Annotated in this window: 13 protein-coding genes, 9 tRNA genes and 4 rRNA genes; all 26 read left to right on the top strand. The window is 47.1% G+C overall.

Annotated elements, in window-relative coordinates:
* Positions 1 to 89 precede the first annotated feature (89 nt).
* The 26 genes from NSU16_RS00420 to NSU16_RS00545 all read left to right on the top strand — a co-directional run bounded on the left by NSU16_RS00420 (position 90) and on the right by NSU16_RS00545 (position 18,934).
* The gene (locus NSU16_RS00420; RefSeq protein WP_010332718.1) at positions 90 to 866 is read left to right on the top strand and encodes a type III pantothenate kinase; all 777 of its coding nucleotides are present in this window, start codon (positions 90 to 92) and stop codon (positions 864 to 866) included.
* 11 nt (positions 867 to 877) lie between these two features.
* The gene (gene hslO / locus NSU16_RS00425; protein WP_339191858.1) at positions 878 to 1,753 is read left to right on the top strand and encodes a redox-regulated molecular chaperone HslO; all 876 of its coding nucleotides are present in this window, start codon (positions 878 to 880) and stop codon (positions 1,751 to 1,753) included.
* A gap of 48 nt (positions 1,754 to 1,801) precedes the next feature.
* On the top strand, positions 1,802 to 2,695 hold the full coding sequence (locus NSU16_RS00430; protein WP_326331049.1) for a peptidyl-prolyl cis-trans isomerase: 894 nt from the start codon (positions 1,802 to 1,804) through the stop codon (positions 2,693 to 2,695).
* Between the two features lie 75 nt (positions 2,696 to 2,770).
* Positions 2,771 to 3,697 (top strand): cysteine synthase A, encoded by a 927-nt coding sequence (gene cysK, locus NSU16_RS00435; protein WP_010332721.1) that lies wholly within the window; start codon positions 2,771 to 2,773, stop codon positions 3,695 to 3,697.
* A 162-nt stretch (positions 3,698 to 3,859) separates the two neighbouring features.
* A complete protein-coding gene (locus tag NSU16_RS00440; RefSeq protein ID WP_339191859.1) occupies positions 3,860 to 5,269 on the top strand; it encodes an anthranilate synthase component I family protein in 1,410 nt (469 codons plus the stop codon).
* 13 nt (positions 5,270 to 5,282) lie between these two features.
* Positions 5,283 to 5,867, top strand: a complete 585-nt coding sequence (pabA, locus tag NSU16_RS00445; protein ID WP_168746768.1) for an aminodeoxychorismate/anthranilate synthase component II — start codon at positions 5,283 to 5,285, stop codon at positions 5,865 to 5,867.
* On the top strand, positions 5,867 to 6,706 hold the full coding sequence (gene pabC / locus NSU16_RS00450) for an aminodeoxychorismate lyase (RefSeq protein ID WP_339192619.1): 840 nt from the start codon (positions 5,867 to 5,869) through the stop codon (positions 6,704 to 6,706). The genes pabA and pabC overlap by 1 nt, the downstream gene beginning before the upstream one ends.
* A 22-nt stretch (positions 6,707 to 6,728) precedes the next feature.
* Positions 6,729 to 7,586 carry a dihydropteroate synthase gene (gene folP, locus NSU16_RS00455; RefSeq protein ID WP_339191860.1) on the top strand — a complete coding sequence of 286 codons (858 nt, stop codon included), beginning with the start codon at positions 6,729 to 6,731 and terminating at the stop codon, positions 7,584 to 7,586.
* Positions 7,579 to 7,941 carry a dihydroneopterin aldolase gene (folB, locus tag NSU16_RS00460; protein ID WP_010332726.1) on the top strand — a complete coding sequence of 121 codons (363 nt, stop codon included), beginning with the start codon at positions 7,579 to 7,581 and terminating at the stop codon, positions 7,939 to 7,941. Before folP ends, folB begins: the two co-directional genes overlap by 8 nt.
* The gene (gene folK / locus NSU16_RS00465; protein WP_010332727.1) at positions 7,938 to 8,441 is read left to right on the top strand and encodes a 2-amino-4-hydroxy-6-hydroxymethyldihydropteridine diphosphokinase; all 504 of its coding nucleotides are present in this window, start codon (positions 7,938 to 7,940) and stop codon (positions 8,439 to 8,441) included. Before folB ends, folK begins: the two co-directional genes overlap by 4 nt.
* Complete coding sequence (locus NSU16_RS00470; protein WP_010332728.1) at positions 8,393 to 8,611, top strand: helix-turn-helix transcriptional regulator; 219 nt, start codon at positions 8,393 to 8,395, stop codon at positions 8,609 to 8,611. The genes folK and NSU16_RS00470 overlap by 49 nt, the downstream gene beginning before the upstream one ends.
* A 13-nt stretch (positions 8,612 to 8,624) precedes the next feature.
* Positions 8,625 to 9,626, top strand: a complete 1,002-nt coding sequence (gene dusB, locus NSU16_RS00475; protein WP_010332729.1) for a tRNA dihydrouridine synthase DusB — start codon at positions 8,625 to 8,627, stop codon at positions 9,624 to 9,626.
* A gap of 91 nt (positions 9,627 to 9,717) precedes the next feature.
* Complete coding sequence (gene lysS, locus NSU16_RS00480; protein WP_010332730.1) at positions 9,718 to 11,217, top strand: lysine--tRNA ligase; 1,500 nt, start codon at positions 9,718 to 9,720, stop codon at positions 11,215 to 11,217.
* Positions 11,218 to 11,529: 312 nt separating this feature from the next.
* Positions 11,530 to 13,079: ribosomal RNA gene (locus tag NSU16_RS00485) — 16S ribosomal RNA — on the top strand.
* Between the two features lie 169 nt (positions 13,080 to 13,248).
* Positions 13,249 to 16,176: ribosomal RNA gene (locus tag NSU16_RS00490) — 23S ribosomal RNA — on the top strand.
* Between the two features lie 53 nt (positions 16,177 to 16,229).
* Positions 16,230 to 16,345, top strand: a 5S ribosomal RNA gene (gene rrf, locus NSU16_RS00495).
* A gap of 22 nt (positions 16,346 to 16,367) precedes the next feature.
* Positions 16,368 to 16,443: transfer RNA gene (locus tag NSU16_RS00500), tRNA-Val, on the top strand.
* 3 nt (positions 16,444 to 16,446) lie between these two features.
* A tRNA-Thr gene (locus NSU16_RS00505) sits at positions 16,447 to 16,522 on the top strand.
* Between the two features lie 37 nt (positions 16,523 to 16,559).
* A tRNA-Lys gene (locus tag NSU16_RS00510) sits at positions 16,560 to 16,635 on the top strand.
* 7 nt (positions 16,636 to 16,642) lie between these two features.
* A tRNA-Leu gene (locus tag NSU16_RS00515) sits at positions 16,643 to 16,725 on the top strand.
* A 40-nt stretch (positions 16,726 to 16,765) separates the two neighbouring features.
* A tRNA-Gly gene (locus NSU16_RS00520) sits at positions 16,766 to 16,840 on the top strand.
* Positions 16,841 to 16,854: 14 nt separating this feature from the next.
* A tRNA-Leu gene (locus NSU16_RS00525) sits at positions 16,855 to 16,940 on the top strand.
* A 9-nt stretch (positions 16,941 to 16,949) separates the two neighbouring features.
* A tRNA-Arg gene (locus tag NSU16_RS00530) sits at positions 16,950 to 17,026 on the top strand.
* A 23-nt stretch (positions 17,027 to 17,049) separates the two neighbouring features.
* A tRNA-Pro gene (locus tag NSU16_RS00535) sits at positions 17,050 to 17,126 on the top strand.
* Positions 17,127 to 17,133: 7 nt separating this feature from the next.
* Positions 17,134 to 17,209, top strand: a tRNA-Ala gene (locus tag NSU16_RS00540).
* Between the two features lie 175 nt (positions 17,210 to 17,384).
* Positions 17,385 to 18,934, top strand: a 16S ribosomal RNA gene (locus tag NSU16_RS00545).
* The 16S, 23S and 5S rRNA genes sit together here with 9 tRNA genes alongside, the layout of an rRNA operon.
* Positions 18,935 to 19,049 lie beyond the last annotated feature (115 nt).

A 19,049-nucleotide genomic window follows, 5' to 3' on the forward strand; every position in this document is an offset into this window, starting at 1 on the left:
GTTTACAAATGAGCCGCCGATCGTGTATGGTATTGTAGAATGTTTGTAAAAGTACTGATAGAGAAACTATTCAAAAGTGGTGATAGAGGTTGTTACTTGTTATTGATGTGGGGAACACCAATACTGTACTTGGTGTATATCATGATGGTGAATTAGAATATCACTGGCGTATAGAAACAAGCAGGCATAAAACAGAAGATGAGTTTGGGATGGTTCTGCGCTCTTTATTTGATCACTCCGGTCTCATGTTTGAACAAATAGAAGGCATTATCATTTCTTCAGTTGTGCCGCCAATCATGTTTTCGTTAGAGAGAATGTGCACAAAATACTTTCATATCGAACCGCAAATTGTCGGTCCTGGTATGAAAACCGGTTTAAATATAAAGTACGACAATCCGAAAGAAGTCGGAGCTGACAGAATCGTTAATGCTGTTGCGGCAATCCACTTATACGGCAATCCTTTGATTGTTGTTGATTTTGGTACAGCCACAACGTACTGTTATATCGATGAAAACAAACAATATATGGGCGGAGCGATTGCGCCAGGAATTACAATTTCGACAGAGGCGCTGTACTCGCGTGCGGCAAAGCTTCCGCGTATTGAAATCGCCCGTCCTGACAATATTATCGGAAAAAGCACTGTAAGCGCGATGCAATCAGGAATTTTATTTGGCTATGTCGGTCAAGTGGAAGGAATCGTAAAACGAATGAAATGGCAGGCAAAACAAGAACCGAAAGTCATTGCGACAGGCGGCCTTGCGCCATTAATCGCAAACGAATCAGATTGTATAGACATCGTTGACCCATTCTTAACCCTAAAAGGGCTGGAATTGATTTATGAACGAAACCGCGTGGGAAGTGTATAGGAGGTTTTGTAATGGATTATTTAGTAAAAGCACTGGCATATGACGGAAAAGTTCGCGCATATGCTGCAAGGACAACTGATATGGTGAATGAAGGGCAGAGACGGCATGACACATGGCCGACAGCATCCGCTGCACTGGGCCGTACAATGACAGCTTCACTCATGCTTGGTTCTATGCTGAAAGGTGATGATAAGCTGACAGTGAAAGTGGAAGGCGGCGGGCCAATCGGCGCGATTGTTGCTGATGCGAATGCTAAAGGGGAAGTCAGGGCATATGTCTCAAACCCGCATGTTCATTTTGACTTGAATGAACACGGCAAGCTGGATGTCAGACGCGCTGTCGGAACAGAAGGAACATTAAGTGTTGTAAAAGATTTAGGCCTGCGCGAATTCTTCACAGGACAAGTAGAAATTGTTTCCGGAGAACTGGGAGAAGATTTCACGTACTATCTTGTATCATCGGAGCAGGTTCCTTCATCTGTAGGTGTCGGCGTGCTTGTTAACCCAGACAATACCATTTTGGCGGCAGGAGGTTTTATTCTTCAGCTTCTTCCGGGAACAGATGATGAAACCATCACAAAAATTGAACAGCGTCTATCTGTAGTAGAACCTATTTCTAAACTGATTCAAAAAGGGCTTACACCGGAAGAGATTCTGGAAGAAGTCTTAGGAGAAAAGCCTGAGATTCTGGAGAACATGCCTGTTAAATTCCATTGCCCTTGTTCAAAAGAGCGTTTTGAAACAGCCGTTTTAGGACTAGGCAAAAAAGAAATTCAAGATATGATAGAAGAAGATGGACAAGCCGAAGCAGTATGCCATTTTTGTAATGAAAAGTACTTATTTACAAAAGAAGAGCTGGAAGAGCTTCGAGACCAAACGACCCGCTAAGCTCTTTAGCGGGTTTTTTGAATTTAAGAAAAGGGGCTGACAGTAAATTTGAAATCAAGAACAATCTGGACAATCATTTGGGGCGCGCTGCTGGTATGCTGTATCGCGGTAGCATATACACTGACGAAATCTCAAGCCAGCGCTTCCCCGTCCAACGAGTCCATTGCTACGATTGGAGGCAAAAGCGTCACAAGAGAAGAATGGCTGAAGGAAATGGAAGATGAATACGGAAAATCAACACTCGAAGATATGATCAATGTCCGCGTGGTTGAGCAGCTTGCCAAAAAGAACGATCTCAAAGTATCTAAGAACGAAATTGATCGGGAATTTCTGCTGATTAAGGCGGTAAACAATTCATTTTACGAAGACGAGCATACAACTGAAAAAGAGTGGAAAGACCAAATTCGCTATAATATTCTTCTTGAAGAATTATTAACAAGGGATATTGATATTTCAAAGACAGAAATGAAATCATTTTATAATCAAAATAAAGAACTGTATCAGTTTAATGATTCGTATCGTATTCGGCATATTGTTGTAAAGGATGAAGAAGAAGCCAGACAAGTTTTAAAAGAGCTTGAAGGCGGCTCAAGCTTTGAAGCTGTTGCGGCGGAACGATCCACGGACAGATATACGTCACCATACGGCGGAGATTTAGGGTTTGTCACTGAAGCATCAGACAACATTCCGTCATCATACATTGAAGAAGCAAAGACACTAAAACAAGATGAATGGTCAGACGAACCGATCAAGGTAAACAACGGCTATGCGATTATTCAACTGAAAGAAAAGTTAAATGCGAGAACGTTCTCATACGAAGAAGTGAAGAATCAGATTAAACGGCAGATCGCCATGGATCAGTTAGGTGATAAAGCCACTGTAAAATCGCTTTGGAAAGAAGCTGACGTGTCTTGGTTCTATGGGGAAAAAAGAACTAAATGATTGACAAAAAATTTTGAAATTGATAGATTATATACATAATACCAATACAAATAGTCGGAAATTGAGGTGTCAAGAATGGTACGTGTAGCAAACTCCATTACTGAATTAATTGGGAATACGCCAATCGTTAAATTAAATCGCCTTGTTGATGAAAACAGTGCGGATGTATATTTGAAGCTTGAATACATGAACCCTGGAAGCAGTGTAAAAGACCGTATCGGTTTAGCGATGATTGAAGCCGCTGAAAAAGAAGGGAAATTAAAAGCTGGCGATACAATCATTGAACCGACAAGCGGAAATACAGGAATCGGGCTGGCAATGGTTGCTGCAGCTAAAGGTTTAAAAGCGATTTTGGTTATGCCTGACACAATGAGCATGGAGCGCCGCAACCTTCTTCGCGCGTATGGTGCTGAGCTTGTGCTGACGCCGGGTGCGGAAGGCATGAAAGGTGCCATTAAGAAAGCGGAAGAGCTTGCAGAAAAACACGGATACTTCGTGCCGCAGCAGTTTAACAATCCATCGAACCCTGAAATCCATCGCCAAACAACAGGTAAAGAAATTGTTGAGCAATTCGGTGATGACCAGCTTGATGCATTTGTAGCCGGAATCGGAACAGGCGGAACGATTACTGGAGCGGGTGAAGTCCTGAAGGAAGCATATCCTTCCGTCAAAATCTACGCTGTTGAACCGTCAGATTCCCCAGTGCTTTCAGGAGGAAAACCAGGCCCCCACAAAATTCAGGGAATCGGAGCTGGCTTTGTGCCTGACATCTTAAACACTGAAGTATACGATGAAATCTTCCCTGTGAAGAATGAAGAAGCATTTGAATATGCGCGCAGAGCTGCACGTGAAGAAGGAATTCTCGGAGGCATCTCATCAGGTGCGGCCATCTATGCAGCTATTCAAGTAGCGAAAAAACTCGGAAAGGGCAAAAAAGTATTAGCTATCATTCCGAGTAACGGCGAACGTTATTTGAGTACGCCGCTGTATCAATTCGATTAAAAAATCCGAAAAACTCCCGGTGCCCGGGAGTTTTTTTATTTGTGCATCAAATATGCCGTGTCCGCGACGAATCTTATTCTTGGAAGAGAAATTCACTTTTTTCACTCATGATATTGCTTTACAATAAAAAAAGCAGAAAAAGAAAACAGAGGAATGATATAAATGGCACAACGCAGACCGGCAGGCAGAAAAGTACCTTTTCAAAAAGATTCATTCTTGCAACAATATGAGAAACTTTCACAATCCAGAAAACAGCACGTGCTTCTTGAAAGTGCAAGAGGCGGCAGATACAGTATAGCCGGTCTCGATCCAATTGCGACTGTAAAAGGAAAAGACGGAATTACAACCATTAAGCATGGGGATGAGATGCTGTTTGAAGAAGGTGATCCACTACGTGCCTTCCACAGCTGGTTTAAAACGCTGGAAACAGAAACAGATCACGAGCTCCCAGATTTTCAAGGCGGGGCAATCGGGTTTCTCAGCTATGATTACGCCCGCTACATTGAAAACTTCAAAATGCTCTCATTAGATGACCTGGAGACACCTGATATCTATTTTCTTGTCTTTGATGATATAGCCGTCTATGACCATGAAGAACAATCTCTTTGGCTGGTCACCCATGTGAATGACGAGAACGAATCAGCGGACGAAAAGCTGTCCCAGCTCGAACATATGTGGCTGACTGAGCTTCCCGGTGAGCCGTTACAAGAGATGACATATACAGCTGACGGTTCCTTTGCAGCGCCATTTACTGAAGAAAGCTTTTCTCAGGCTGTAGAGAAAATCAAGCAATACATTGCAAGCGGAGATGTTTTTCAAGTTAACCTATCGATCAGGCAGTCGCAGTCACTGTCTGCTCACCCGTATGAAATCTACAAAAAGCTGAGAGAAGTGAATCCTTCTCCGTATATGGCATATTTAGAAACACCGGATTTCCAAATTATTTGCGGATCTCCTGAACTTCTTGTCAGTAAAAAGGGCAAACTGTTAGAGACAAGACCGATCGCAGGCACTCGTTCCAGAGGGAAAACGGATGAGGAAGATGAAGCACTCGCAAACGAATTAATCCATAATGAAAAGGAACGCGCTGAGCACGTCATGCTGGTTGATCTAGAACGAAATGATGTGGGCAGAGTTTCCCGTTACGGATCAGTGCGGGTCAATGAATTCATGGCAATTGAAAAATACTCCCACGTCATGCACATTGTGTCTAATGTCCAAGGTGAACTTCAGGGTGGATACGACGCTGTCGATATTATTCATGCTGTATTTCCTGGAGGGACGATTACGGGTGCTCCTAAAGTAAGGACAATGGAAATTATAGAAGAACTTGAGCCGACACGCCGTGGGCTTTATACTGGTTCTATAGGGTGGTTTGGGTATAATCAGGATCTTCAGTTTAATATCGTGATCCGAACCATTTATGCAACCGGAGGGCAAGCGTTTATGCAATCCGGAGCAGGAGTTGTGATTGATTCTGTCCCTAAGCATGAATACAGAGAATCATTCAAAAAAGCTTTTGCGATGCAAAAGGCGTTAGAGCTGAGCGAAGTAGAGACAAAAATTAGATGAGGTGAGCAGAGAAATGATTTTAATGATTGATAACTATGATTCTTTCACGTACAACTTAGTGCAGTACTTGGGCGAGCTTGGAGAAGAACTGATTGTAAAACGCAATGACGATATCACAATAGAGCAAATTGAAGAGCTGTCACCGGATTTCTTAATGATTTCACCCGGACCGTGCAGTCCTGATGAAGCTGGGATCAGCCTTGAAGCAATTAAACACTTCGCAGGCAAAATCCCCGTTTTTGGGGTATGTCTCGGACATCAGTCTATCGCACAGGTGTTTGGCGGAGACGTGGTCAGAGCAGAGCGGCTGATGCACGGGAAAACCTCAGAAATCGAGCATGATGGCAAGACGATCTTTAAAGGTTTGCAAAACCCGCTTGTGGCGACACGATACCACTCACTGATCGTAAAGTCTGAAACGCTGCCAAGCTGTTTCACAGTAACGGCACAAACGAAAGAGGGAGAAATCATGGCTATACGGCACAATGATCTTCCGATAGAAGGCGTTCAATTTCATCCAGAGTCTATTATGACTTCCTTTGGAAAAGAAATGCTCAGAAATTTTATTGAAACGTACCGCAAGGAAGTCATTGCGTGATGATATATGTAAACGGCCGATTCATAGAGGAGAAAGATGCAGTTCTTTCTCCTTTTGACCATGGTTTTTTATATGGGATTGGTGTTTTTGAGACTTTCAGGCTTTATGAAGGGCGACCGTTCCTGCTTGATTGGCATTTAGAACGGCTTGAACGTGCACTTAAGGATCTGCAGATCGAGTACACTTTGACAAAACAAGAGGTTATTGAGATGCTGGACAAGCTGCTCGGGCTGAATGATATCAAAGACGGCAATGCCCGCGTCAGGCTGAACATATCAGCCGGCATCAGTGATAAAGGCTTCGCTGCTCAAACTTACGATAAGCCGACTGTCTTATGTTTTGTTAACCAGCTAAAACCAGAAAGTCTTCCTTTGCAAAAAGAAGGGAAGGTTTTGTCGATACGGAGAAACACACCGGAGGGGCCGTTCCGGTTAAAATCTCATCACTATCTAAATAATATGTATGCGAAACGGGAGATCGGAAATGATCCGCGGTTTGAAGGGATCTTTTTAACGGAGGATTGCGCTGTAGCAGAGGGCATCATTTCGAATGTCTTCTGGAGAAAAGGCAGCTGTATCTATACACCATCACTTGATACCGGAATTCTTGACGGCGTCACGAGACGTTTTGTCATGGAGAACGCTAAGAGAATAGGAATGGATGTCAAAACCGGCCGCTACCAGCTTGAAGCCCTTTTGACGGCAGATGAAGCATGGATGACCAACTCGGTTCTTGAGATCATTCCGTTTTCTCAAATAGAAGAAGTGACCTATCCGGGCAGAAACGGAGAAATAACTTCCGCTTTACAAACGCTATACCATCAAGAAATAAGAACATGAATTCATGACAGGGAGGAAGAGAATGGCGCAGCAAACGATAAACCAAACACAAGTAATTCATACCAAACCCAGCGCATTATCATATCAAGAAAAGACGCTGGTGATGGGTATTTTAAACGTAACGCCTGACTCTTTCTCGGATGGCGGAAAATATGACAGCCTGGACAAGGCCCTGTTGCACGCGAAAGTGATGATAGATAACGGTGCACATATTATTGATATCGGCGGCGAATCGACAAGACCCGGCGCCGAATATGTGTCCGAGGACGAAGAGATGGCCAGAGTAATTCCTGTGATTGAGCGGATTACAAAAGAGCTGGCGGTGCCGATCTCTGTAGATACGTACAAGGCTTCTGTCGCCGATGAAGCTGTTAAAGCCGGCGCTTCGATTATCAATGATATTTGGGGAGCAAAGTATGATCCGAAAATGGCGTCTGTCGCAGCTGAACACAATGTTCCAATCGTTCTCATGCATAACCGCAAAGAAAGAAACTACAACGACTTAATACCGGATATGCTGTCAGATTTAATGGAAAGTGTAAAGATTGCTGTTGAAGCAGGTGTAGAGGAGAAGAACATTATCCTCGATCCCGGTATTGGTTTTGCGAAGGACTATCACGATAATCTGGCAGTCATGAACAAGCTAGAGGTTTTCAGCGGACTTGGCTATCCGGTTCTCCTTGCAACCTCCCGAAAAAGATTTATCGGCCGTGTGCTGGATCTTCCTCCTGAGGAGCGGGCTGAGGGCACAGGTGCAACTGTGTGTCTAGGCATTCAAAAGGGCTGTGACATTGTGAGAGTCCATGATGTAAAACAAATAGCAAGAATGGCAAAAATGATGGATGCAATGCTGAACAAGGGAGGGATGCATCATGGATAAAGTCTACGTAGAAGGCATGGAGTTTTACGGCTATCACGGTGTGTTCAAAGAGGAGAACAAGCTCGGACAGCGTTTTAAAGTCGATTTAACTGCAGAATTGGATTTAAGCAAGGCGGGACAAACAGACGACCTTGAGCAAACCATTAACTATGCCGAGCTTTACCATGTATGTAAAGATATCGTCGAAGGTGAGCCTGTGAAACTGGTGGAAACACTGGCAGAACGTATTGCGGACACTGTCCTGAAGAAATTTCATCGGGTACAGCAATGTACTGTAAAAGTGATTAAGCCAGATCCGCCCATTCCCGGCCACTATAAATCAGTAGCAATAGAAATCACGAGAAAAAAATCATGAACAATATCGCTTATATTGCACTTGGATCTAATATTGGAGATAGAGAAACGTATTTACGGCGAGCGGTGGAGATGCTCCATCACCATGAGGCGGTAACAGTCACAAAAGTGTCTTCTATTTACGAAACAGACCCAGTCGGATACGAAGCCCAAGATGAATTTTTAAATATGGCAGTTGAAATCGAGACGTCGCTGAATCCGTTTCAGCTCCTTGAGCTAACTCAGCATATAGAAAATGAATTGGGCAGGACGAGAGAAGTCAGATGGGGTCCGCGGACGGCAGACCTTGACATTTTACTGTTTAATCGTGAAAATATTGAAACAGAGCAACTCATTGTTCCGCATCCGAGAATGTATGAGCGTTTATTTGTCCTTGCGCCGCTTGCGGAAATATGCAAGCGGGTTGAAAAAGAGGCAAAAAGCGCGGAAACCGACCAAGAAGGTGTAAGAGTATGGAAGCAGAAATCTGGGGTAGACGAATTCGTGCATTCAGAAAGCTGAAAGGTTATACTCAAGAAGGATTTGCAAAAGCATTAGGTATATCAGTTTCCATTCTCGGCGAAATTGAACGCGGAAACCGATTGCCGTCAGCTGCCATTATTCACAGCGCAGCAGATGTTTTAAATATAAGCGCGGACGAATTAGCGCCGCCAGAAAATAATAACAAATGAAAGGAGGGGAAAAATGTTTAAAATCGGTGATATTCAATTGAAAAATCCGGTTGTGCTGGCCCCTATGGCTGGTGTCTGCAACTCAGCATTCAGATTGACTGTAAAGGAATTCGGAGCCGGATTGGTATGCGCTGAAATGGTCAGCGACAAAGCGATCCTTTACAACAATGCCAAAACAATGGGGATGCTTTATATTGATGAACGTGAAAAACCGCTCAGCCTTCAAATCTTCGGAGGAAAAAAGGAAACCCTTGTGGAAGCGGCGAAGTTTGTAGACCAGAACACAACTGCTGATATCATTGATATTAACATGGGATGCCCGGTACCCAAGATTACAAAATGTGATGCGGGAGCGAAATGGCTTCTGGATCCTGATAAGATTTACGAAATGGTTGCTGCAGTAGTAGATGCCGTTGATAAACCAGTTACAGTGAAAATGAGGATGGGCTGGGATGAAGACCACATTTTTGCCGTGAAAAACGCACAGGCTGTTGAGCGTGCGGGCGGAAAAGCAGTTGCGCTTCATGGCCGTACAAGAGTGCAGATGTACGAAGGAACTGCAAACTGGGATATTATCAAAGAAGTAAAACAGTCTGTATCGATTCCGGTCATTGGAAACGGTGATGTCAAGACGCCGCAGGATGCTAAGCGTATGCTTGATGAAACAGGAGTGGACGGTGTCATGATCGGTCGCGCCGCACTGGGCAATCCGTGGATGATTTACCGTACAGTTCAATACCTTGAAACAGGTGAATTAAAAGAAGAGCCGCAAGTACGTGAAAAAATGGCGGTATGCAAACTGCATCTTGACCGCTTGATTAACTTAAAAGGTGAAAATGTAGCGGTAAGAGAAATGAGAAAACATGCTGCGTGGTATCTGAAAGGCGTAAGAGGCAATGCGGAGGTTCGGAATGGAATCAATCATTGCGAGACAAGAGAAGAGCTTGTACAGCTTTTAGATGCATTTACTGCTGAAGTTGAGGCAAAAGGGCTTCAAGACGCAAAAGTAGGATAATACTCACCTCTATTTGCTGCTCACTGCCAGTTTTATGCTGGCAGTTTTTCTGCTTTTTTCATGAGACAATATCTGTAATGGAGTGATAACAATGAGTCAAGAAGAGCATAATCATGAAGAATTAAACGACCAGCTGCAAGTCAGACGCGACAAAATGAACCAGATGAGAGAAAACGGTATAGATCCATTCGGCGCACGTTTTGAAAGAACTCATCAATCTGAGCAAATTATTGCGGCGTATCAAAATCTAACGAAAGAAGAGTTAGAAGAAAAAGCGATTGAAGTCACAATCGCAGGCCGTATGATGACAAAGCGCGGTAAAGGAAAAGCCGGCTTCGCGCACCTTCAGGATTTAGAAGGTCAAATTCAAATCTACGTAAGAAAAGACAGTGTCGGTGACGACCAATATGAAATCTTTAAATCTTCCGACCTTGGTGACCTTATCGGCGTAACCGGAAAAGTGTTCAAAACAAATGTAGGCGAACTGTCTGTAAAAGCAACATCATTTGATTTGCTGACAAAAGCGCTTCGTCCGCTGCCGGATAAATATCATGGTTTAAAAGACGTTGAGCAGCGCTACCGTCAACGCTACCTGGATCTTATCGTAAATCCGGACAGCAAACATACGTTCATCACACGAAGCAAGATCATTCAAGCGATGAGAAGATACCTTGATGATCACGGATACTTAGAAGTAGAAACACCAACTATGCACAGCATTCCAGGGGGAGCCTCCGCGCGTCCGTTCATTACCCATCATAATGCTTTAGATATTCCGCTCTACATGCGTATTGCGATTGAACTGCATCTGAAACGCTTGATTGTCGGCGGTTTAGAAAAAGTATATGAAATCGGCCGTGTTTTCCGTAATGAAGGCGTCTCTACACGCCATAACCCAGAATTCACAATGATTGAATTATATGAAGCGTATGCTGACTATAAAGATATCATGAGCTTAACTGAAAACCTTGTCGCACATATCGCACAAGAAGTGCTTGGCACGACGACAATCCAATACGGCGAAGAACAAATTGAACTGAAACCTGAGTGGAAAAGAATCCATATGGTTGACGCAGTCAAAGAAGCGACAGGCGTTGACTTCTGGGAAGAGGTAACTGTTGAGCAGGCCCGTGAATATGCAAAAGAGCATGGTGTAGAGATTAAAGACTCTATGACAGTGGGCCATATTATAAACGAATTCTTCGAACAAAAAATCGAGGAAACGCTTATCCAGCCGACGTTTATTTATGGACATCCAGTAGAAATCTCTCCTCTTGCTAAGAAAAATCCAGAGGACCCGCGCTTCACAGACCGTTTTGAACTGTTTATCGTAGGCCGTGAGCATGCAAATGCATTCACAGAGCTAAATGACCCTATTGATCAAAGAGAGCGTTTTGAAGCTCAATTAAAAGAACGAGAAGAGGGTAATGATGAAGCTCATTTAATGGATGAAGACTTCGTTGAAGCACTGGAGTATGGCATGCCGCCAACAGGAGGCTTAGGCATCGGGATCGATCGCCTCGTCATGCTGCTTACGAATGCTCCTTCGATCCGAGATGTACTGTTATTCCCGCAAATGAGACAGCGCTAATGTTAAAGAGCGTCAACCTTTCTAATAGAAGGATGACGCTCTTTTATAATTCCTTTGGTTTTTCTTCAAAAAAACTATTGCACTATTATTTACAAGGTGGTATATTATTATTCGTTGCCGCTAAACAAGGCGATGACAAAAAAATAACTTCAAAAAAGTTATTGACTTCAACAAGACAAAGAGTTATAATAATAAAGTCGCTTAAACGAAGTGACAAAATGATCTTTGAAAACTAAACAAGACAAAACGTACCTGTTAATTCAAGTTTTATTATAAAATCGCACAGCGATGTGCGTAGTCAGTCAAACTACTTTATCGGAGAGTTTGATCCTGGCTCAGGACGAACGCTGGCGGCGTGCCTAATACATGCAAGTCGAGCGGACAGATGGGAGCTTGCTCCCTGATGTTAGCGGCGGACGGGTGAGTAACACGTGGGTAACCTGCCTGTAAGACTGGGATAACTCCGGGAAACCGGGGCTAATACCGGATGCTTGTTTGAACCGCATGGTTCAAACATAAAAGGTGGCTTCGGCTACCACTTACAGATGGACCCGCGGCGCATTAGCTAGTTGGTGAGGTAACGGCTCACCAAGGCAACGATGCGTAGCCGACCTGAGAGGGTGATCGGCCACACTGGGACTGAGACACGGCCCAGACTCCTACGGGAGGCAGCAGTAGGGAATCTTCCGCAATGGACGAAAGTCTGACGGAGCAACGCCGCGTGAGTGATGAAGGTTTTCGGATCGTAAAGCTCTGTTGTTAGGGAAGAACAAGTACCGTTCGAATAGGGCGGTACCTTGACGGTACCTAACCAGAAAGCCACGGCTAACTACGTGCCAGCAGCCGCGGTAATACGTAGGTGGCAAGCGTTGTCCGGAATTATTGGGCGTAAAGGGCTCGCAGGCGGTTCCTTAAGTCTGATGTGAAAGCCCCCGGCTCAACCGGGGAGGGTCATTGGAAACTGGGGAACTTGAGTGCAGAAGAGGAGAGTGGAATTCCACGTGTAGCGGTGAAATGCGTAGAGATGTGGAGGAACACCAGTGGCGAAGGCGACTCTCTGGTCTGTAACTGACGCTGAGGAGCGAAAGCGTGGGGAGCGAACAGGATTAGATACCCTGGTAGTCCACGCCGTAAACGATGAGTGCTAAGTGTTAGGGGGTTTCCGCCCCTTAGTGCTGCAGCTAACGCATTAAGCACTCCGCCTGGGGAGTACGGTCGCAAGACTGAAACTCAAAGGAATTGACGGGGGCCCGCACAAGCGGTGGAGCATGTGGTTTAATTCGAAGCAACGCGAAGAACCTTACCAGGTCTTGACATCCTCTGACAATCCTAGAGATAGGACGTCCCCTTCGGGGGCAGAGTGACAGGTGGTGCATGGTTGTCGTCAGCTCGTGTCGTGAGATGTTGGGTTAAGTCCCGCAACGAGCGCAACCCTTGATCTTAGTTGCCAGCATTCAGTTGGGCACTCTAAGGTGACTGCCGGTGACAAACCGGAGGAAGGTGGGGATGACGTCAAATCATCATGCCCCTTATGACCTGGGCTACACACGTGCTACAATGGACAGAACAAAGGGCAGCAAAACCGCGAGGTTAAGCCAATCCCACAAATCTGTTCTCAGTTCGGATCGCAGTCTGCAACTCGACTGCGTGAAGCTGGAATCGCTAGTAATCGCGGATCAGCATGCCGCGGTGAATACGTTCCCGGGCCTTGTACACACCGCCCGTCACACCACGAGAGTTTGTAACACCCGAAGTCGGTGAGGTAACCTTTATGGAGCCAGCCGCCGAAGGTGGGACAGATGATTGGGGTGAAGTCGTAACAAGGTAGCCGTATCGGAAGGTGCGGCTGGATCACCTCCTTTCTAAGGATATTTACGGAATATAAGACCTTGGGTCTTATAAACAGAACGTTCCCTGTCTTGTTTAGTTTTGAAGGATCATTCCTTCGAAACGTGTTCTTTGAAAACTAGATAACAGTAGACATCACATTCAATTAGTAACACAAGATATCACATAGTGATTCTTTTTAACGGTTAAGTTAGAAAGGGCGCACGGTGGATGCCTTGGCACTAGGAGCCGATGAAGGACGGGACGAACACCGATATGCTTCGGGGAGCTGTAAGCAAGCTTTGATCCGGAGATTTCCGAATGGGGAAACCCACCACTCGTAATGGAGTGGTATCCATATCTGAATTCATAGGATATGAGAAGGCAGACCCGGGGAACTGAAACATCTAAGTACCCGGAGGAAGAGAAAGCAAATGCGATTCCCTGAGTAGCGGCGAGCGAAACGGGATTAGCCCAAACCAAGAGGCTTGCCTCTTGGGGTTGTAGGACACTCTATACGGAGTTACAAAGGAACGAGGTAGATGAAGAGGTCTGGAAAGGCCCGCCATAGAAGGTAACAGCCCTGTAGTCAAAACTTCGTTCTCTCCAGAGTGGATCCTGAGTACGGCGGAACACGTGAAATTCCGTCGGAATCCGGGAGGACCATCTCCCAAGGCTAAATACTCCCTAGTGACCGATAGTGAACCAGTACCGTGAGGGAAAGGTGAAAAGCACCCCGGAAGGGGAGTGAAAGAGATCCTGAAACCGTGTGCCTACAAGTAGTCAGAGCCCGTTAACGGGTGATGGCGTGCCTTTTGTAGAATGAACCGGCGAGTTACGATCCCGTGCAAGGTTAAGCAGAAGATGCGGAGCCGCAGCGAAAGCGAGTCTGAATAGGGCGCATGAGTACGTGGTCGTAGACCCGAAACCAGGTGATCTACCCATGTCCAGGGTGAAGTTCAGGTAACACTGAATGGAGGCCCGAACCCACGCACGTTGAAAAGTGCGGGGATGAGGTGTGGGTAGGGGTGAAATGCCAATCGAACCTGGAGATAGCTGGTTCTCTCCGAAATAGCTTTAGGGCTAGCCTCAAGGTAAGAGTCTTGGAGGTAGAGCACTGATTGGACTAGGGGCCCCTACCGGGTTACCGAATTCAGTCAAACTCCGAATGCCAATGACTTATCCTTGGGAGTCAGACTGCGAGTGATAAGATCCGTAGTCGAAAGGGAAACAGCCCAGACCGCCAGCTAAGGTCCCAAAGTATACGTTAAGTGGAAAAGGATGTGGAGTTGCTTAGACAACCAGGATGTTGGCTTAGAAGCAGCCACCATTTAAAGAGTGCGTAATAGCTCACTGGTCGAGTGACTCTGCGCCGAAAATGTACCGGGGCTAAACGTATCACCGAAGCTGCGGACTGTTCTTCGAACAGTGGTAGGAGAGCGTTCTAAGGGCTGTGAAGCCAGACCGGAAGGACTGGTGGAGCGCTTAGAAGTGAGAATGCCGGTATGAGTAGCGAAAGAGGGGTGAGAATCCCCTCCACCGAATGCCTAAGGTTTCCTGAGGAAGGCTCGTCCGCTCAGGGTTAGTCGGGACCTAAGCCGAGGCCGAAAGGCGTAGGCGATGGACAACAGGTTGATATTCCTGTACCACCTCCTCACCATTTGAGCAATGGGGGGACGCAGGAGGATAGGGTAAGCGCGGTATTGGATATCCGCGTCCAAGCAGTTAGGCTGGGAAATAGGCAAATCCGTTTCCCATAAGGCTGAGCTGTGATGGCGAGCGAAATTTAGTAGCGAAGTTCCTGATTCCACACTGCCAAGAAAAGCCTCTAGCGAGGTGAGAGGTGCCCGTACCGCAAACCGACACAGGTAGGCGAGGAGAGAATCCTAAGGTGATCGAGAGAACTCTCGTTAAGGAACTCGGCAAAATGACCCCGTAACTTCGGGAGAAGGGGTGCTCTGTTAGGGTGCAAGCCCGAGAGAGCCGCAGTGAATAGGCCCAGGCGACTGTTTAGCAAAAACACAGGTCTCTGCGAAGCCGTAAGGCGAAGTATAGGGGCTGACGCCTGCCCGGTGCTGGAAGGTTAAGAGGAGCGCTTAGCGTAAGCGAAGGTGCGAATTGAAGCCCCAGTAAACGGCGGCCGTAACTATAACGGTCCTAAGGTAGCGAAATTCCTTGTCGGGTAAGTTCCGACCCGCACGAAAGGCGCAACGATCTGGGCACTGTCTCAACGAGAGACTCGGTGAAATTATAGTACCTGTGAAGATGCAGGTTACCCGCGACAGGACGGAAAGACCCCGTGGAGCTTTACTGCAGCCTGATATTGAATGTTGGTACAGCTTGTACAGGATAGGTAGGAGCCTTGGAAACCGGAGCGCCAGCTTCGGTGGAGGCATCGGTGGGATACTACCCTGGCTGTATTGACCTTCTAACCCGCCGCCCTTATCGGGCGGGGAGACAGTGTCAGGTGGGCAGTTTGACTGGGGCGGTCGCCTCCTAAAAGGTAACGGAGGCGCCCAAAGGTTCCCTCAGAATGGTTGGAAATCATTCGCAGAGTGTAAAGGCACAAGGGAGCTTGACTGCGAGACCTACAAGTCGAGCAGGGACGAAAGTCGGGCTTAGTGATCCGGTGGTTCCGCATGGAAGGGCCATCGCTCAACGGATAAAAGCTACCCCGGGGATAACAGGCTTATCTCCCCCAAGAGTCCACATCGACGGGGAGGTTTGGCACCTCGATGTCGGCTCATCGCATCCTGGGGCTGTAGTCGGTCCCAAGGGTTGGGCTGTTCGCCCATTAAAGCGGTACGCGAGCTGGGTTCAGAACGTCGTGAGACAGTTCGGTCCCTATCCGTCGCGGGCGCAGGAAATTTGAGAGGAGCTGTCCTTAGTACGAGAGGACCGGGATGGACGCACCGCTGGTGTACCAGTTGTTCTGCCAAGGGCATCGCTGGGTAGCTATGTGCGGACGGGATAAGTGCTGAAAGCATCTAAGCATGAAGCCCCCCTCAAGATGAGATTTCCCATTCCGCAAGGAAGTAAGATCCCTGAAAGATGATCAGGTTGATAGGTCTGAGGTGGAAGTGTGGCGACACATGGAGCTGACAGATACTAATCGATCGAGGACTTAACCTAATTTCTAATGATGTCACACCTGTTATCTAGTTTTGAGAGAACACTCTCAATTGTTTGGTGGCGATAGCGAAGAGGTCACACCCGTTCCCATGCCGAACACGGAAGTTAAGCTCTTCAGCGCCGATGGTAGTCGGGGGTTTCCCCCTGTGAGAGTAGGACGCCGCCAAGCAATTGCACGTTAGTGCAATTATGGAGGATTAGCTCAGCTGGGAGAGCATCTGCCTTACAAGCAGAGGGTCGGCGGTTCGAGCCCGTCATCCTCCACCATTTGCCGGTGTAGCTCAATTGGTAGAGCAACTGACTTGTAATCAGTAGGTTGGGGGTTCAAGTCCTCTTGCCGGCACCACTTTTATATGATATAATATTCAAGTCTCTTGTAAGAAGAGCCATTAGCTCAGTTGGTAGAGCATCTGACTTTTAATCAGAGGGTCGAAGGTTCGAGTCCTTCATGGCTCACCATTTTTAAGCGGGTGTGGCGGAATTGGCAGACGCGCTAGACTTAGGATCTAGTGTCTTTATGACGTGGGGGTTCAAGTCCCTTCACCCGCATTATAAAGGATGACAGTTATAAAAACTGGACATCCTGTCTGCGGAAGTAGTTCAGTGGTAGAACACCACCTTGCCAAGGTGGGGGTCGCGGGTTCGAATCCCGTCTTCCGCTCCAACTATACCATCCACGCCGGGGTGGTGGAATTGGCAGACACACAGGACTTAAAATCCTGCGGTAGGTGACTACCGTGCCGGTTCAAGTCCGGCCCTCGGCATTATCATTTGCGCCCGTAGCTCAATTGGATAGAGCGTTTGACTACGGATCAAAAGGTTAGGGGTTCGACTCCTCTCGGGCGCGCCATATATTATTTTAATATGAGGAATCGGGAAGTAGCTCAGCTTGGTAGAGCACATGGTTTGGGACCATGGGGTCGCAGGTTCGAATCCTGTCTTCCCGACCATTTTTATGGGGCCTTAGCTCAGCTGGGAGAGCGCCTGCTTTGCACGCAGGAGGTCAGCGGTTCGATCCCGCTAGGCTCCACCAAAAAAGATTCAAAAAAGTTATTGACTTTGAGAAAGCGACATTGTATACTAATAAAGTTGCTTTAACAAAGCGATGAACAAAATGATCTTTGAAAACTAAACAAGACAAAACGTACCTGTTAATTCAAGTTTTATTATAAAATCGCACAGCGATGTGCGTAGTCAGTCAAACTACTTTATCGGAGAGTTTGATCCTGGCTCAGGACGAACGCTGGCGGCGTGCCTAATACATGCAAGTCGAGCGGACAGATGGGAGCTTGCTCCCTGATGTTAGCGGCGGACGGGTGAGTAACACGTGGGTAACCTGCCTGTAAGACTGGGATAACTCCGGGAAACCGGGGCTAATACCGGATGCTTGTTTGAACCGCATGGTTCAAACATAAAAGGTGGCTTCGGCTACCACTTACAGATGGACCCGCGGCGCATTAGCTAGTTGGTGAGGTAACGGCTCACCAAGGCAACGATGCGTAGCCGACCTGAGAGGGTGATCGGCCACACTGGGACTGAGACACGGCCCAGACTCCTACGGGAGGCAGCAGTAGGGAATCTTCCGCAATGGACGAAAGTCTGACGGAGCAACGCCGCGTGAGTGATGAAGGTTTTCGGATCGTAAAGCTCTGTTGTTAGGGAAGAACAAGTACCGTTCGAATAGGGCGGTACCTTGACGGTACCTAACCAGAAAGCCACGGCTAACTACGTGCCAGCAGCCGCGGTAATACGTAGGTGGCAAGCGTTGTCCGGAATTATTGGGCGTAAAGGGCTCGCAGGCGGTTCCTTAAGTCTGATGTGAAAGCCCCCGGCTCAACCGGGGAGGGTCATTGGAAACTGGGGAACTTGAGTGCAGAAGAGGAGAGTGGAATTCCACGTGTAGCGGTGAAATGCGTAGAGATGTGGAGGAACACCAGTGGCGAAGGCGACTCTCTGGTCTGTAACTGACGCTGAGGAGCGAAAGCGTGGGGAGCGAACAGGATTAGATACCCTGGTAGTCCACGCCGTAAACGATGAGTGCTAAGTGTTAGGGGGTTTCCGCCCCTTAGTGCTGCAGCTAACGCATTAAGCACTCCGCCTGGGGAGTACGGTCGCAAGACTGAAACTCAAAGGAATTGACGGGGGCCCGCACAAGCGGTGGAGCATGTGGTTTAATTCGAAGCAACGCGAAGAACCTTACCAGGTCTTGACATCCTCTGACAATCCTAGAGATAGGACGTCCCCTTCGGGGGCAGAGTGACAGGTGGTGCATGGTTGTCGTCAGCTCGTGTCGTGAGATGTTGGGTTAAGTCCCGCAACGAGCGCAACCCTTGATCTTAGTTGCCAGCATTCAGTTGGGCACTCTAAGGTGACTGCCGGTGACAAACCGGAGGAAGGTGGGGATGACGTCAAATCATCATGCCCCTTATGACCTGGGCTACACACGTGCTACAATGGACAGAACAAAGGGCAGCAAAACCGCGAGGTTAAGCCAATCCCACAAATCTGTTCTCAGTTCGGATCGCAGTCTGCAACTCGACTGCGTGAAGCTGGAATCGCTAGTAATCGCGGATCAGCATGCCGCGGTGAATACGTTCCCGGGCCTTGTACACACCGCCCGTCACACCACGAGAGTTTGTAACACCCGAAGTCGGTGAGGTAACCTTTATGGAGCCAGCCGCCGAAGGTGGGACAGATGATTGGGGTGAAGTCGTAACAAGGTAGCCGTATCGGAAGGTGCGGCTGGATCACCTCCTTTCTAAGGATATTTACGGAATATAAGACCTTGGGTCTTATAAACAGAACGTTCCCTGTCTTGTTTAGTTTTGAAGGATCATTCCTTCGAAACGTGTTCTTTGAAAACTAGATAACAG

It is taken from the genome of Bacillus sp. FSL K6-1003, assembly GCF_037964945.1.
Lineage (GTDB): Bacteria > Bacillota > Bacilli > Bacillales > Bacillaceae > Bacillus > Bacillus mojavensis.